The organism is Chryseobacterium daeguense DSM 19388 (assembly GCF_000430825.1).
Taxonomy (GTDB): Bacteria; Bacteroidota; Bacteroidia; order Flavobacteriales; family Weeksellaceae; genus Chryseobacterium; species Chryseobacterium daeguense.
In genome coordinates this window covers 248618-264026 of record NZ_AUMT01000004.1, presented here as the reverse complement: position 1 = coordinate 264026, position 15409 = coordinate 248618, and the positions used below count along the sequence as shown (strand labels likewise).

16 protein-coding genes are annotated in these 15409 nt (G+C 36.6%); 6 read left to right on the top strand and 10 right to left on the bottom strand.

From position 1 onward, the window contains the following. Positions 1-34 precede the first annotated feature (34 nt). The 3 genes from H560_RS0107835 (at position 35) to H560_RS0107825 (ending at position 4302) form a co-directional block, all read left to right on the top strand. On the top strand, positions 35-1099 hold the full coding sequence (locus H560_RS0107835) for a peptidylprolyl isomerase (RefSeq protein WP_155844982.1): 1065 nt from the start codon (positions 35-37) through the stop codon (positions 1097-1099). 284 nt (positions 1100-1383) lie between these two features. Next, the gene (locus H560_RS0107830; RefSeq protein ID WP_027379526.1) at positions 1384-2160 is read left to right on the top strand and encodes a hypothetical protein; all 777 of its coding nucleotides are present in this window, start codon (positions 1384-1386) and stop codon (positions 2158-2160) included. A gap of 252 nt (positions 2161-2412) precedes the next feature. Continuing rightward, entirely contained in the window at positions 2413-4302 is a 1890-nt protein-coding gene (locus H560_RS0107825; protein WP_027379525.1) for a DUF3472 domain-containing protein, read from the top strand. Between the two features lie 67 nt (positions 4303-4369). Here H560_RS0107825 and H560_RS0107820 read toward each other — a convergent pair whose 3' ends face one another. The 8 genes from H560_RS0107820 to H560_RS0107785 all read right to left on the bottom strand — a co-directional run bounded on the left by H560_RS0107820 (position 4370) and on the right by H560_RS0107785 (position 12213). Further along, positions 4370-4627 carry a hypothetical protein gene (locus tag H560_RS0107820; RefSeq protein WP_027379524.1) on the bottom strand — a complete coding sequence of 86 codons (258 nt, stop codon included), beginning with the start codon at positions 4625-4627 and terminating at the stop codon, positions 4370-4372. A gap of 7 nt (positions 4628-4634) precedes the next feature. Next, entirely contained in the window at positions 4635-5378 is a 744-nt protein-coding gene (locus H560_RS0107815) for a DUF6261 family protein (protein ID WP_027379523.1), read from the bottom strand. 134 nt (positions 5379-5512) lie between these two features. Further along, on the bottom strand, positions 5513-6868 hold the full coding sequence (locus tag H560_RS0107810) for a M20/M25/M40 family metallo-hydrolase (protein ID WP_027379522.1): 1356 nt from the start codon (positions 6866-6868) through the stop codon (positions 5513-5515). Further along, the gene (locus H560_RS0107805; protein WP_027379521.1) at positions 6869-8275 is read right to left on the bottom strand and encodes a M28 family peptidase; all 1407 of its coding nucleotides are present in this window, start codon (positions 8273-8275) and stop codon (positions 6869-6871) included. 55 nt (positions 8276-8330) lie between these two features. Then, on the bottom strand, positions 8331-9575 hold the full coding sequence (locus H560_RS0107800) for a DUF1015 domain-containing protein (RefSeq protein ID WP_027379520.1): 1245 nt from the start codon (positions 9573-9575) through the stop codon (positions 8331-8333). Positions 9576-9578: 3 nt separating this feature from the next. Next, positions 9579-10541, bottom strand: coding sequence for a D-2-hydroxyacid dehydrogenase (locus H560_RS0107795; protein ID WP_027379519.1), 963 nt, complete (start codon positions 10539-10541; stop codon positions 9579-9581). Positions 10542-10676: 135 nt separating this feature from the next. After that, positions 10677-11741, bottom strand: coding sequence for a 3-phosphoserine/phosphohydroxythreonine transaminase (serC, locus tag H560_RS0107790; RefSeq protein ID WP_027379518.1), 1065 nt, complete (start codon positions 11739-11741; stop codon positions 10677-10679). A 121-nt stretch (positions 11742-11862) separates the two neighbouring features. Further along, positions 11863-12213: a 4Fe-4S dicluster domain-containing protein gene (locus H560_RS0107785; protein WP_027379517.1), complete on the bottom strand. Its 351-nt coding sequence runs from the start codon at positions 12211-12213 to the stop codon at positions 11863-11865. Positions 12214-12272: 59 nt separating this feature from the next. On the opposite strand from H560_RS0107785, the gene H560_RS0107780 reads away from it, so the two are divergent. The 3 genes from H560_RS0107780 (at position 12273) to H560_RS0107770 (ending at position 14581) form a co-directional block, all read left to right on the top strand. Then, positions 12273-13307 (top strand): acyl-CoA reductase, encoded by a 1035-nt coding sequence (locus H560_RS0107780; RefSeq protein ID WP_027379516.1) that lies wholly within the window; start codon positions 12273-12275, stop codon positions 13305-13307. 38 nt (positions 13308-13345) lie between these two features. Then, positions 13346-13792 carry a hypothetical protein gene (locus H560_RS0107775; RefSeq protein WP_027379515.1) on the top strand — a complete coding sequence of 149 codons (447 nt, stop codon included), beginning with the start codon at positions 13346-13348 and terminating at the stop codon, positions 13790-13792. A gap of 102 nt (positions 13793-13894) precedes the next feature. Further along, positions 13895-14581, top strand: a complete 687-nt coding sequence (locus H560_RS0107770; protein ID WP_027379514.1) for a Bax inhibitor-1/YccA family protein — start codon at positions 13895-13897, stop codon at positions 14579-14581. Between the two features lie 145 nt (positions 14582-14726). Here H560_RS0107770 and H560_RS0107765 read toward each other — a convergent pair whose 3' ends face one another. Both H560_RS0107765 and H560_RS0107760 read right to left on the bottom strand, forming a co-directional pair. After that, complete coding sequence (locus H560_RS0107765; RefSeq protein WP_002980002.1) at positions 14727-14975, bottom strand: DUF6952 family protein; 249 nt, start codon at positions 14973-14975, stop codon at positions 14727-14729. Between the two features lie 2 nt (positions 14976-14977). Further along, positions 14978-15283, bottom strand: coding sequence for a thioredoxin family protein (locus H560_RS0107760; RefSeq protein ID WP_027379513.1), 306 nt, complete (start codon positions 15281-15283; stop codon positions 14978-14980). Positions 15284-15409 lie beyond the last annotated feature (126 nt).

The following is a 15409-nucleotide window of genomic DNA, read 5'->3' as shown; positions in this document are numbered from 1 at the left end:
GAATATAATTCTGGCAGCGGCTAGTGTTTCGCTGATGAGTTGTACACCAATTTATAAAAAAATGAACGTAGACAAAGAAACTTACGAAGGTCTTAATGACGGACTTTATGCAAATCTTCAGACAACGAAAGGGAATATGATCGTAAAGTTTGAGGACAAAAAAGCGCCTGTAACTGTAGCTAATTTTATTGGTCTTGCAGAAGGGAAAATTGACAACAAAGCTAAGGCAAAAGGAGTTCCTTATTATGACGGAACTATTTTCCACAGAGTGATCAAAGATTTCATGATTCAGGGGGGAGATCCTCAGGGAACTGGGATGGGAGATCCGGGATATAAATTTGAGGATGAAAAAAATGACCTTAAGCACACAGGAAAAGGAATTCTTTCTATGGCGAACTCAGGGCCAAATACCAACGGTTCTCAGTTTTTCATCACGGAAGTAGCTACTCCATGGTTAGACGGAAGACACACTATTTTCGGGAAAGTAGTAAAAGGAGAGGATGTAATTGATGCAATTGCAAATACTGAAAAAGGTGCAAATGATAAACCTAAAACGGATATCGTTTTAGAAAAAGTTTCTGTTTTCAGCAAAGGAGACGAGTATAAAAACTATGATCCTGCAAAAACCTTTACGGAAGGAAAAGCTAAAATTGCAGAAAATAATAAAGCAGCTATGGCTAAAGAAGAAGCTGACAAAAAGAAGAAAGAAGAAGAATTCAAAGCCAATCAGGAAAAAATGGTTGAAAACCTGAAAGCCGGAATGCAGAAAACCGAATCTGGTCTTTACTATAAAATCACAAAAACAACTACAGGTGCTGCTCCTAAAGCCGGTGATAATGTTTCTGTACATTATGCAGGGAAATTAGTTGACGGTACAGAGTTCGACTCTTCATTCAAAAGAAACGAGCCTATCGAAATTCCAATCGGAATGGGTAGAGTAATCAAAGGTTGGGATGAAGGTATTCTTTTATTAAAAGAAGGTGAAACCGCTACTTTATTGATCCCGCCGGCAATGGGTTACGGAGAAAGGGGAGCAGGAGGAGTTATCCCGCCAAATGCATGGTTAGTTTTTGATGTTGAGCTTGTAAAAGTAAAATAATCGAAATTATAATAATATTAAAGCCGTCCGAAAGGATGGCTTTTTTGTTTTAAATCTAACCGAATTTTACGAGTTAAAAAAAATTTTATCAAAATCAATTTATAAAGTTTTAAATATTGGTGAATTATTCCATAAAATAATTTTTATTAATAATAATTCTATTTCTATAATAAAATTTTAATTATTAATTTAATAAAATAGTAAAGATAAATTATAGAAAATATGTTAAATTATTGTAAAGTATTGCGTAATAATTATAATATCTTAACTTTGTGAAAAAAGCTATGATTAGAAAAATTATTTTTTTTGGAGTTTTTATGAATGTTTTTTTTGCATTTGCGCAAGTAGGGATTAATACAAATATTCCTAGTGGGGCTTTACGGGTTAATGGAGCCAACAGTCCCACTGACACTAATCCTGATAATGATGTCGTCATTTCTAAGCCTTCCGGGAATATGGCAATCGGACATCTGAACCCGACTGTAAAACTTGATATTAAAACAACAGGAACACAGGCTTCTCCAGTTGCCGGATTCAAACTTGCAGATGGTAATCAGGCACTCAATAAAATCCTGCACAGCGACGAAAATGGAGTAGGAACATGGAAAGAGCTCTCTATTTTTACAGGGCAAAACATTATCGGCACGTTCACATGGGCGGATAATACCGGCATCGGAAATACCAATTGGAACAGAATCGCCACCCTAACCATTACTCCGGGATCACATATGATCTATATGAAAATCCACGTTCTGAACAATTCGAATTCAGGATTTGTAAGAACTTATGTAGGAACAAAAAATGTAGGTACAAATAACAACAATCCGATAGACACTCCCATCATTGGAAGTACGAACTTTCAGCCGTTAATGGGAAGGGATTTTGAGATTACACAGGCATTTGTATATAACAATGTCACTAATGCCAATGTTACCCTTTATTATGTTTTACAATCAGACAGCAGCAGTATTTCAAGAAGTGTTTATACTTTCAACAATGCCGCATCTTTTAAGGGAGTTAATTTAATTGAAAATTATTTTTTTGCAACACCTGTTAATTAGACAATAGCAGTTTTTTACATGCAAAAGTGAACCGCGCTCCTGGAGTGCGGTTTTATTGTTAAGAAATATGATGACGTTTAATAAATAAGGTTAAATTTTATTCTACAATTTGTGATTAATATAGAACAACAATCACTTAAATTCTTAAAATAGTATTGTTTTTGTATTAAATTCATAATTTTAATTGTTATTTATTGTTAAATATTTAACTTATTTAAAATATGCTTATTTTAGTAACACTAAAATATAGATATGAAAATAAAATTAAAAAAGTATGCGCTGCTTATTACATTTACGGCGGCATCAGTTAGCTACACAGCAAATGCACAGACCTGCCCGAGTTGGGGGCCATATCTCGAAGGCTTCAATATGGCAAATACCGGAGAGCTTTGGTATTCCGAAGTGATGGTAGACAATTCATGCAAAAAAGTGAATACGTATTATTCTACACTCAATTTTAGTCTGGGACCGAGAGGAGGATATGCGGGGATCCAATACAAACCAAATGAAATTTACAACAATATCTTTTCCATGTGGGATTTACAGGATTCTAATGTACCACAATGTACGGCTGAATATTCCGCTCCGAATACCCTTGTAGACGGTTTTGGAGGAGAAGGTACCGGCCTTCATACAGATAACACGATGCCGTGGACACCGGGAACATGGTATGCAACAGTGGTAAGAAGATGGTCTACCGGCGATGGAAAAACCAGAATTGGATTTTTCATGTATAATTATGGAACACAAAAATGGAAGCATTACGTAACAATTGTTACCCCTGAAAATGATGCAAAATTTACAGGAACAAAGTTAGGCGCTTTCGTTGAGAATTGGAATTCTGCTGCAAATAAAGACACACGCTGCGGATATTTCAGGAATTTCTGGAGTATGAATAATCAGGGAACATGGTCTAAGCCTACAAAATATGCCGTAAGCGCGGGAACAGGTTCGTGGACTGCAGCCACAGCTTTTAATAATACAGCCATCAAAGTTTCATCATGCGGAACATCTCCTGCGCCTTCTGGTGGATCCATTACTTTTAACAATATTACACAGGAAGGAACAAAACCTGCCACAACATTACCGGTTGTAGTGACCAATGTAACACCAACTTACAATTCAACAGGCAATTCAGTGAATGTAACGTGGGCAATTTCTGAAACAGCAAGTCCGCAGCTCTCTTATAAAGTTTCACTGTACACGGCAGCAAGCTGGGCAACCCATACTCCTGTTGCTGTAACCACAGGAATCCGTCCGGATAAAAGAAGTGCATCGGTTCCTCTGCCTGCCAATTCCCAACCCGGAACATATTATGTAAGCGTTACCCTGGAAGATATTTTTAAGCAAAGCTCTAATTTTGGATATAACTCACTTACGATCAGTAATATTACACAGCCTGCGAATATAGATCCAAACGTTTTTTATCGGATTAAAAATGTAGGAAGTAATCTTTATATCACTCCACAAAATTATAGTACAGCTGGCAGTGTAAAAATGGTTCAGCAAAATTTTAATTCAAATCTTACACAACAATGGAGGTTTGAAAAAACAGGAAGCAATTATATAATTATTAATCGAGCTTCAGGGCTGGCAATTGATGTTCCGGGTTCTAATATTAATAATGGAACGACTTTAATTCAATATCAAAAACACGGTAAGACAAATCAGCAATGGGTAATGAGGACATACGCCCCAAATGTTTGCGTTATAGGAACTGCATTATCCAATATGAAAGCCATGGATAATCCGGGGAATTCACAAACCGCAGGAACATACATTAATATCTGGAATCAGGATATGAACGGAGCAGCGGGTGCAAATCATCAGTGGATTCTGGAACCGGTTTCAGCAAGTGCTTCGAAGGAAGGTTCAAATAGCATGAATGTTTTTGGAGAGAAAAGTCAGACATCCACATTATATCCGAATCCGGTAAAACAGGGGGAAAGCTTCTATATCAATCTTCCGGAACAGGATCAGTATGAGTTGAAAATTGTAAATACGGAAGGTCTTACGGTGAAATCTCAGAGTATAAACGGAGGAAAAACTATGATTTCTACATCAGGAATGAGAAGTGGAATATACTTTTACAATGCAAAAGGAAAGGCACAGACAATTTCCGGAAAATTTAGCATTCAATAAATAAAACTTAAAATAAATAAACCGCTCCCAAAAAGAGCGGTTTTTTTGTAAAATTATAATTGAAAAGTTATGAGTGTCTGTCCAGTCTTTTTTTGATATAAAGACTTCTGTTGCTTTTACTTAATGATCTGACGAACAGGAGGCTAAAACCTACATACGCCAAAAAAGCGATAAGATATACCATCAGACTATTAAAATCCATCTTCGATGCAAATACCAGCACCGAAAACAGCCCAAAACCAATTAATAAAATAATACTCAATACTTTCATTTTAAGAGAATCTTCATTTCTCTTAAACATGGTTTCCATTAAATTCTTCATCATAATTACTTTAATTTGTTATTGTTATACTTTGTTTATTTCTCCCGTTTCTTCTCATTGAAACAAATCTTGAGAAATGGGCTCTACCTTTGTTCAGAATGGCTAATGCATCTTTGTAAAAAACATCGTCTTTTACATTGGCTAAGGTGGCGATGTAATTGGCCATCTGTTTATAATCGTGAGTAAGGTTTCTCCTTAATGCCTTTACTTCAGACGCCTGCTTGTGTTGTATTCCAAAAGAACATTTTGAAAAAATGCTGTTAAATGCAGCATTAGAATCAGACAGATGGTTGGCAAATTTCACGATGCTCAATGCAGAAACATGGAAGCTGTATTCTGACGAGAGCAGTTTTTCAACAAGCATATTCAGCCTGTTAGTTTCTTCTTCATAAGAAGCATGCTGTATATCTCTGTACTGGCTCAGCAATACTTTTATTGCTGAATAAGCATTCTTCTCGGCTTGTGTTTTTGCGTATCTGTATGGCTTTACAGCATCTTTCAATACCTGCAGATCGGTATTACGTACAGCATCAGCTTCAGCAATTTTTACTGATTCTTGGCTTGTTTTTATGTGGTCAAGCGTGCTGGTGTAATGTAGGATCTGAGCCTGGATATTATCAAACATCCTTTTAAAATCCGCATCCGTATCAGTGTTTAAGTTTGAGTCGCTGAAATCTTCTATAAAGAGGACAATAAACTGCCCAAATTCAGCGTAGTGTAACCGCGAAAGGTCCACAGGAGTTAATTTTTTCATCGTTAAAGTGTGTTTTTAAGAATTTTTTTTCAAAATGTATTGAAGCTATTATCGTGCCAAATTGCTATTTTTCATATTAATTCTGAATCAGTTAAAAAATAAAACCGCTCTGTAAAAGAACGGTTTCAGTATTTTTACCAGTTTTTATCAATCATATAAATGATCTGTGTCATGGCAACGGCTCCCAGCAGAAGCTCACGCCTGTTAACTTTTTCAAAAGTATCTTCTTCAGTGTGATGAATGTCAAAATACCGCTGTGAATCAGGAACCAGTTCAGCCGTTGGAATTCCCATATCATGAAGCGGGTAAAGGTCCGTTCCTGAATAGGTACCTTCGAAATTATAAACGCCGTAAGGAAGAAAAAGATTTCTCCAGCGCTGAATTTTTTTCCTGTTTTCTTCATCCATCTCCAGCGAAATTCCTCGGGGTGCAAAACCTCCGGCATCAGATTCTATGGCAAAAAGATGCTTTTCATTCTTTTCCTTGACTGTTTTACCATATTGGATACCGCCTTTCACGCCATTTTCTTCATTGGCAAAGCATACTACACGGATTGTATGGTTATTTTGAATTCCAAGTTTTTTAAATGTTCTTAAAACTTCGATGCTTTGAACGATTCCTGCTCCATCATCATGCGCACCTTCGCCTACGTCCCAGGAATCCAGATGTCCGCCGACAACAATGACGCTCTGATCTTTTTTGCCCGTAATTTCACCGATAACAGAATGGGACAGTTTTTCGCCCTTCATTCCGCAGTTGGAATTGAGCTTAGCGGTAATTTTTTGAGATTTTAAAAGTGCTTCCAGTTCGTCTGCCGTAGTATTTCCAATGGCAACAGCCGGGATTTTATTCTCGTTTCCGTAGCGCATGGCTCCTGTGTGAGGCACATCATCAAATGCAGAAGAAAGGGATCGTATAATAGCAAATTTACCTCCTTTTTTTGCTGTTAAGGCCGCTGCATTGGTACGGTATTTATTGGCATCTCCATATCCTCTGAATGTTTCCACGAAAGATTGTGAAAAAGGATAATTAAAGAAAATAATTTTATCTTTTATCTGGTCTGCTGAAAGTTTTTCATATTCTTCCATAGATTTCACCATGATGATTTCTCCTGAAACATCTTTTCCACCCGTTCCTTCGGAATTTCCAAGAGAAAGCATTTTTAAGCTTTTCCATTTTCCGTTGGAGGATTTAATCTGTAAAGATTCTTTTCCTCTTGCCCAGACAGGAACCATCACTTCCTGAAGCCATACTTTATCCGCACCGGCATCACGTAGTTTTTGTGCGGCCCACTTTACTGACTTTTCATAAGCCTCGGAACCACTCAAACGGTGACCGATATTTTTAGTTAAATCTCTTAATTCATTATAACTTTTTCCATTATTTAATATCTCCGTAGAAATTTTTGAAAATTGTATGGAGTCCTCTTTAGTCTGTCCGAAAACGACTAAACCTAAAAAGAGGAGTGATGTTCCTAATATCTTTTTCATTTACCAGTTTTTATCAATCATGAAGATCATTTGTGTCATGGCAACCGCTCCCAGAAGCAGCTCTCTTTTATTTACTTTGTCAAAAGTATCTTCCACAGAGTGGTGATAATCAAAATACCGCTGGGTATCTACCACCAGCTCCGCCAAAGGAATGTCCAGCTTTTTCAGCGGTGAAATATCCTGAATGGCATTTTCCTGCTCAAAATCATAAATGCCGTAAGGAAGGAAATATTCTTTCCACGCGAAAATCAGTCTTCGTCTCTGAGGAGCCATATCCAGCGAAAATCCTCTGGGAGAATATCCTCCGGCATCCGTTCCTAAAGCAAAAATATGTTTTTCTTCTCTTTTCTTGACATACGCAGCATACATATCTCTTCCCTGACCGCCGTTTTCACTGTTGGCATACAGAACCACTCTTATGGTGTGATTATTTTCGATGCCTAAAGCTTTTATTGCCCTTAAAACTTCTATGCACTGTACAACGCCCGTTCCGTCATCATGTGCACCTTCGGCAAAATCCCAGGAATCCAGCTGCGCACCCAAAACAATTACCTTGGAATCTTTTTTACCGGGGATTTCAGCAATGATATTGGGGTTGGTAGTTTCGCCTTTTGATTCGGCGGACATATTTAGCTTTACTGTTACTTTTTGTTTTTTTAATAATTTTTCGAGTTCATCCGCTGATCTTACACCGATGGTTAAAGCTGGTATCTTTACTTTATCATCAGGTTCATAATACACCATTTTTGCATGCGGAGTATCGTCATTAGCAGTAGTCAAAGATCGGATAATTAAAGCTTTTGCCCCTGTTTTCGCAATAACCGAGGCAGAAATTAATTTCGATTTTGCGGCGGCCAGATAAGAATCGCTGGTATTAATGATTTTGGGATCCATCGGCATATTTACGAACACAATTTTATCCTTTAATTGTCCGATAGATAAGGTATTAAGCTCGGAAGTAGTGTTGATAAGTACAATCTCGCCAACAAGATCTTTTCCGCCGGTTCCTTCAGAATTCCCGAAAGAAAGCATTCTAATATTTTTCCAGTCTCCGTTTTCTGCTTTTATTTGTAAGGATTCCCTGCCTCTGGTCCACACGGGAACTTTGGCTTCCTGTCTCCAGATCATTTCGATGCCTATTTCTTTCAGCTTCTTTTCAGCCCATTCCACAGCTTTTGTATATCCGGGAGTAGCGCTGAAACGTGAGCCGACGCCTTTGGTAAGCTCACCCAGGTTGTCATAGGCTTTTCCGTTGGCCATGATCTCATCAGAGATTCTTTTAAATTCATCATGGTAGTTGAATTTTGCCGTTATTGCTGTCTTTTTTACGGATTTTTTTTGAGGTTTTTTCTGAGAAAATAAAAATCCACCCAAAAAGAGTGGAATTATAATGAATATTTTTTTCATTTTTTATTTACCTTATCTTTTCCGCTGATAAAAGTAGGGAAAAAATAGGAATTTTTTAAGGTTTCATGTCGTACATTAACAATGCTGTAACCAATTTTGGCTCAATAAAAGTACATTTCGGAGGCATGCTCAGCTTTAAATCTGAAATTTTTATCATATCATTAAAGCTTACCGGATAAATCCCGAATCCTACTTTGCCTTCACCGCTGTCAATTTTTTCTTTGATCTGATTGATCCCATCAATACTCGAATTACCTTTTATATAAGCAATTTTTTCTGAACTGTCAGGATCTTCAATTTTTAAAATATTTTTAAATATATATTTATCCAAAAGATGATGATCAAGATTATCCAATGACATTTCTTTTGAACGAAGATCATGCTTTACGTGAAGAGAGTAGAATTTACCGTCAAGATACATGGAAATATGGAATTTCTGTGACGGGTAATAAGCGGTTTCACCTTTTTCGTGGATTAAAAAATATTGCTCCAGCTCTTTAAGGAAAACTTCTGTGGGTAAGCCGTTAAGGTCTGTTACAAGCCTGTTGTAATCGTGAATTTTAATAGATTGGTTGGAAACTATGAAACTGTAAACAAAATTATATGCTTCCGTTCCGTTATGTCTTTTGTTTTTGTCTTTCTGATGTTTTGCATTCAATGCTGTGGAGCCTATCCTGTGGTGCCCGTCTGCAATGTAAAAGGCATCAATCTGGTCAATGACTTCTTTAAACTGCTGAAGCTTCAGACGGTTATCAATTCGCCAGATTTTATGTCTGATCCCTTTTGAATCCACATGATTGAAAATAGGAACATTTTTTTCCTCATGATTCATCAGAAGCTCGATCTTGGAATTGGCAGGATAGGTGAGCAATACAGGTTCTGCCTGAAGGTTTACTTTTTCAAGATAATGCGCCAGCTTTTCTTTCTTTTGAGGTATTGTGCTTTCGTGTCTCTTGATTTTGCCGTTCCAGAAATCTTCTATGCTTGCTAGTCCCAACAGTCCCCTGAAAACCTGTTTGTTAGGGTAAATTTGCTCATAAAGATAGTATGCAGAATTGTCCTGAACAAGCTTATTCTCATCCAGAAGCTCTTCAAAAGTGGATCTGATTTTCCTCAGGTTCCTGTCAATATCTTTGGATTTACTTACAACATAAGGTTTTATCATGTTGATATAAGTATTTTCAACTTGCGCTTTTTCCGCTATTTCCTCCTGCGTAAAATTATCGAGTGGGTGAGTGGGAAAAGTGCTTTCATAGTCTTTATGAGGTCTGATTCCACGAAAAGGTTTAAAAACAGGCATATTTTATTTTATAGTTTCTTTTATCTTAATAATTTGTTCTGCAAGCTCTACCCCGATTTTTTCCTGGGCATCCACCGTATTTCCTCCAACATGCGGAGAGAGTGAAAGCGCTGGATTCATGAGTAAAATAACTTCCGGATTAGGCTCTTTTTCAAAAACATCAAGGGCAGCACCTGCCACTTTTCCGTAATCTATGAAATCCACCAATGCAACTTCATTAATAACCCCGCCTCTTGCAGTATTTACAATGTAGACTCCGTCTTTCATCTTTTCAAATTGAGGCGTGTCTATGATATATTCATTCGTTTTTGGCGTATTGATGCTGATGAAATCCGCTTCTTTAAGAAACTCATCCATATCATTGCTGGAAGTAATTTCAAAATTAACCTTCTGCCCGTCAAAAAATTCTAAGCTTAAAACTTCCGTTCTGGGTTTTCTAGTTAACACCTTAATTTTCATTCCCAAAGCAATTCCCATTTTCACAACCTCCTGCCCGATGCTTCCAAAACCAATGACTCCCAATGTTTTACCTGAAAGTTCATACGCTTTGCTGAAAGACTTCTTCATGGCATCAAAATGTGTTTCCCCTTCCAGTGGCATTAATCTGTTCGATTCATGAAGAAATCTCGCCAGTGAAAAGAAGTGTGCAAAAACCAGTTCTGCCACAGATTTTGATGATGCTGTAGGCGTATTGATCACATAAAGTCCTTTGTCAATAGCATATTCCACATCAATATTATCCATCCCAATGCCGCCTCTTCCGATAATTTTCAGATTGGGGCATGCATCAATGAGATTTTGCCTTACTTTCGTAGCACTTCTTACCAAAAGAACGTCTACATTATTCTCGTTGATGAAATTGATCACATGATCCTGCGCAACCCTGTTGTCCAGGACTTCAATTCCTGCATCTTTCAATGCCTGTTCTCCTGCTTTCGAAATACCGTCGTTAGCTAAAACTTTCATGGTTTTATATTTTATTCAAAAATTTAAAGATTGAATTATTTAAAAATTTAAACAGTTGCGCAAATTAAGAAAATTTAAAATAACGCTCAATAACCATTAGAAAATTCTTAAATGTTTGAATTTTAGATCTTTAAATTATTTAATAGAATTCATTACATCCACTAAAACCTGCACGCTTTCGATAGGTAAAGCATTGTATAAGCTTGCTCTGTAGCCTCCTAAACTTCTGTGTCCGTTCAGTCCGCTGATATTGGCTGCTTTCCATGCTGCATCAAATTCTTCTTTTTTGCTTTCATCAACTAATTTGAATGAGACATTCATCAATGAGCGGTCTTCCTTCACACAAAACGTTTCAAATAAAGGATTACTGTCTATCGCGTCATATAAAAGCTTTGCTTTCGCTTCGTTTCTTGCTTCTGCTGCGGCAATCCCTCCATTGTTTTCCAAATGCTGAAGCGTCAGTAAAGAAGCATAAACAGGGAAAACCGGCGGTGTATTGTACATAGATTCTTTAGCAATATGCTGTGAGTAATCCAGAATCGAGAACATATTTTCTCTTCCGGTCTTACCCAGGATTTCTTTTTTAATAACCACTAAAGTTACCCCTGCAGGTCCCATATTTTTCTGGGCACCGGCATATATTAAATCAAATTTTGAAAAGTCTAATTGTCTTGAAAAAATATCAGAGCTCATATCACAAACCATCAGCGTATCCACTTCCGGAAAAGATTTCATCTGGGTTCCGTAGATGGTATTGTTTGAAGTACAGTGGAAATAATCATATTCCGAACCTACCGTGTAGTCTTTTGGAATAAAAGAGTAGTTTGCTTCTTTGGAAGAACCTACAACATCCACAGTTCCAACTTTTTTTGCTTCTTTGATGGCTCCTGCAGCCCAGGTTCCCGTATCTGTATATGCCGCTTTTCCGCCAACTTTCATCAGGTTGTAAGGAACCATCGCAAATTGCAGGCTTGCACCACCTCCAAGGTATAACACTTCATAATCATCACCCAGGTTCATCAGTCTTTTTACGATGGCACGCGCTTCATCCATTACCGCCACGAAATCTTTGCTTCTGTGCGAAATTTCCAGAAGGGAAAGGCCAATACCGTTAAAATCTAAGATTGCCTGCGCAGATTTTTCGAAAACTTCCTGAGGTAAGATGCATGGTCCCGCGCTAAAGTTGTGCTTTTTGCTCATATTTTTATTTTTTTGATTTGTAAACGTTTTGCGCTTACAGTTTCATTTTTAATCTATTAAATTACACTTATTAGAATTTTTGGCTAAAAAAACCGTCCCATAATCTATGAGACGGCGTATTTTATTCACCGTGTAAGAATGCCTTTTTGTTTAGCAGTGCTTCTTCAGACTCTATATGATCCTCATCCGGAACGCAGCAGTCTACCGGGCAAACCGCAGCACATTGCGGCTCTTCATGGAAGCCCTTACATTCTGTACATTTGTCTGTTACAATGAAGTATACATCATCACTTACAGGCTCTTGCGGCGCATCAGCATCTACAGTCAATCCCGATGGTAATGTTACGGTACCCTTAAGTTCAGTACCTTCCGAAGCTTTCCAATCTACTGCTCCTTCATATATTGCATTGTTTGGGCATTCTGGTTCGCAGGCTCCGCAATTAATGCATTCATCAGTTATTTTAATAGCCATCGCTAATTTTTTTTAAATTTGCACAAAATTACAAAATATTCCCCAATTTTACAGTAATTATGAATATCGAAAATCAAGTTTTAGGACTTACGAGACTTAGCCAATATATTAAAGACTTTTTAGCAAAGAATAAAGAGGATTACAATGAGAATGATTCTGATTTTGAATTATTATTAAAGAAATCAGAAATTGAAAATCCGTGGTTTACCATTGATAATCAAAAGTTTGCTTTAAATCAGTGGGCAGAACTTCTGACTGAAGATAATATTAAAAACTGGCTGAAAAATTATCCTATCTCTAAAATTACCAAAAGAGTAGGTCTTATTCTGGCAGGGAATATCCCATTGGTAGGCCTTCACGATGTGATCTCCGTGGTACTGAGCAATCATATCCCGGTGATAAAATTGTCATCTAAAGACAGGTATATGGTGCCTTTTTTCCTGAAAAAATGGAAGGAGTTCTCAGAAGGAAATGTGGAATTTGAATTTGTGGAAAGGTTGGAAAATTTTGATGCTGTAATTGCTACCGGAAGTAATAATACGGCCAGATATCTGGAATATTATTTTAAGAATCATTTACATATTATCAGAAAAAACAGAACTTCAATTGCTGTATTGAAAGGTGATGAAACGGAAGAAGAACTGCAATTACTGGCGAAAGATATTTTCCAGTATTTTGGGTTGGGCTGCAGAAATGTAACAAGACTTTTCATTCCACAGGATTTTTTAATTGACAGGTTATTTGAGAGCTTTTTAAATTTCCAGGATATCATCAATCATAATAAATATGCTAACAATTATGATTATAACAGGGCTGTTTACCTATTAAATCAGGATAAATTCTGGGACAATAATTTTGTAATGCTGAAAGAAGATGATAAACTTTTCAGTCCGCTTTCTGTAATTAATTTCAGCAGATATTCCTCTTTGGATGATGTGAAAGCTTTTATCGCTGAAAATGAAGAGAATATTCAATGTATTGTAGGAAAAAATGAGCTTGGCTTTGATTCAATAGCTTTTGGAGAGGCACAGAATCCCGGCTTAGATACGTACGCAGATAATGTGGATACAATGAAATTTTTATCATTAATATAAATCTTCGTAACTTACCATCAACCAATCAATCCATTATTATGAAAAAAATATCGCTAATTCTTGCCATTGCAGCATTTCAATTGGGGTTTTCGCAAAACAGCCATATTAAAGTTGTGGAAAGCAAAAAAATTGAGCTGACTTCTGAATTGACTAAGGATAAAATAGAATCCTATAATAAGCAGTTTCTGAAGTTTGTCGCTGCTTTGAAGACTTCTGATAAACAGGCTGTGAATTCTTTAATTTCAGATAAGGTAAAAGATATCGTTGATGACAATATGATTGAAAAACTTTCCGGCGGCATAAGTTTTGAAAGGAAAACGGAGGTATATAAATCCGGTTACCAGAAGCTTCTGGATAATGAAACATATCCGGCCATTCAATATAAATATGCTGATGACAAATCAGCTTCACCGAGGGATATTATTACGGTGATTTTTGAAAATGACGGAAAAATTCTAGGTGTAAAACCGGAATATAGCGAATGATTTATAGGTAATAGGTAATGGCGGATTGGAAAAAAACTGCCTGCTTGTTTTTAAGCTTACTACTTACAGCTAAAAGAATTAAATAATTTAATCAAAATAACTATGATGACAGATGTTTTAGTCGCACATTCTTCGGATGTTGAAAAGGCTGAATTTTACAAGAAAACGTATCTGCACGTTGCTTTGTCAATCCTTGCATTTATCGGGGTTGAAACACTTTTATTAAAAATTGTGCCGGAAAGGCTTATTGTTGCGATGTTTGCGCAAAGATTTGCCTGGCTGCTGATTATTGGCGTGTTTTGGCTGGCTTCGGTATTGGCTACAAAATGGTCGTTGTCCTTAAACAGATCTACCCAGTATTTCGGGCTTGCATTTTATGTGGTATTGGAAGCGGTAATCTTCCTTCCTTTAATCTATATCGCGGCGGTATATTCCGGAGGACAAGTGATTTTCCAGGCGGCTACATTAACGGTAGCTATGTTTGCAGGAATCTCTGTAATTGCATTTACTTCGAAAAGAGACTTTTCATTTTTAAGAAATATCATCGTAATCGGTGGATTTATTTCTCTTGGACTGATCGTTGGCGGAATGCTTTTCGGTTTCAATCTTGGGCTTTGGTTCTCGGTAGGAATGGTAATTTTAGCTTCTGCAACTATTTTGTATCAGACAAGCAAGCTTAAAGATGCTTATTTAACGAACCAGTATGTGGGAGCTTCATTACAGCTTTTTGCTTCAATTATGCTTTTATTCTGGTATATTTTAAGTATTTTAATGAGCAGAAGAAGCTGATTTAGAAGTTATCAATTATGAGTTATAAGTTATAAATTTTTATAATTCATTTTAAACCCAAAAAATCCTGATGTTTTCATCGGGATTTTATTTTTTATATGGGTAAATAATTTTTAATTATTAAATCTTTATTTTAATCAAAAAATTATTTATCAATCGATCCTAAAACCTTTTGGGCAAATGAGTTTAAAGCATCCTTTTCACTCATCCCGTTTTGTACATTAGCGTGAACTTCCAGGGCTCCGCAGATGTTCGTAATTAATTCTCCTGCAACATTTAGGTCCTCTTCACTGGTCCCTCTGAATTCGCAGAAGCTTTCCAGCACTTCTAAAGTTTTTTCAAGGTTTTCGGGTGTCTGATTTTGATAAAACTGTCTTATTACGGGTAGCTTCATAATTATAATTCATTAAATAAATTAATTAAACTTTCAGCCTGATTAGATTGAACCTGATTTACCAGTTCTCCGTTTTTGAAGATGGCGAAAGTAGGAAGGTTATCAACTTTAGCTAATTTTCTGCTTTCCGGTAATTTCTCTGCATCTACGTAAAGAAAAGGAATGCTTTCATTTTCCGATGCCAGTTTTTTGAATTTCGGCTTCATAATTCTGCAGTTTCCGCACCATGTTGCGCCATACTGTACCACAACTTTTTCATTGTCGTTTACAATATTCTGCAGGGTATCTTCTGTTAATTCTGTATACATAAGTTTATTTTTTATAACAAATAAACAATGTAACAATCTAAAAATTTACTAATCTAACAATTCGAAAAACTGATTTTAAAATTGTTATACTATTAGATTGTTACATTGTTATATTAAAATTAAAAT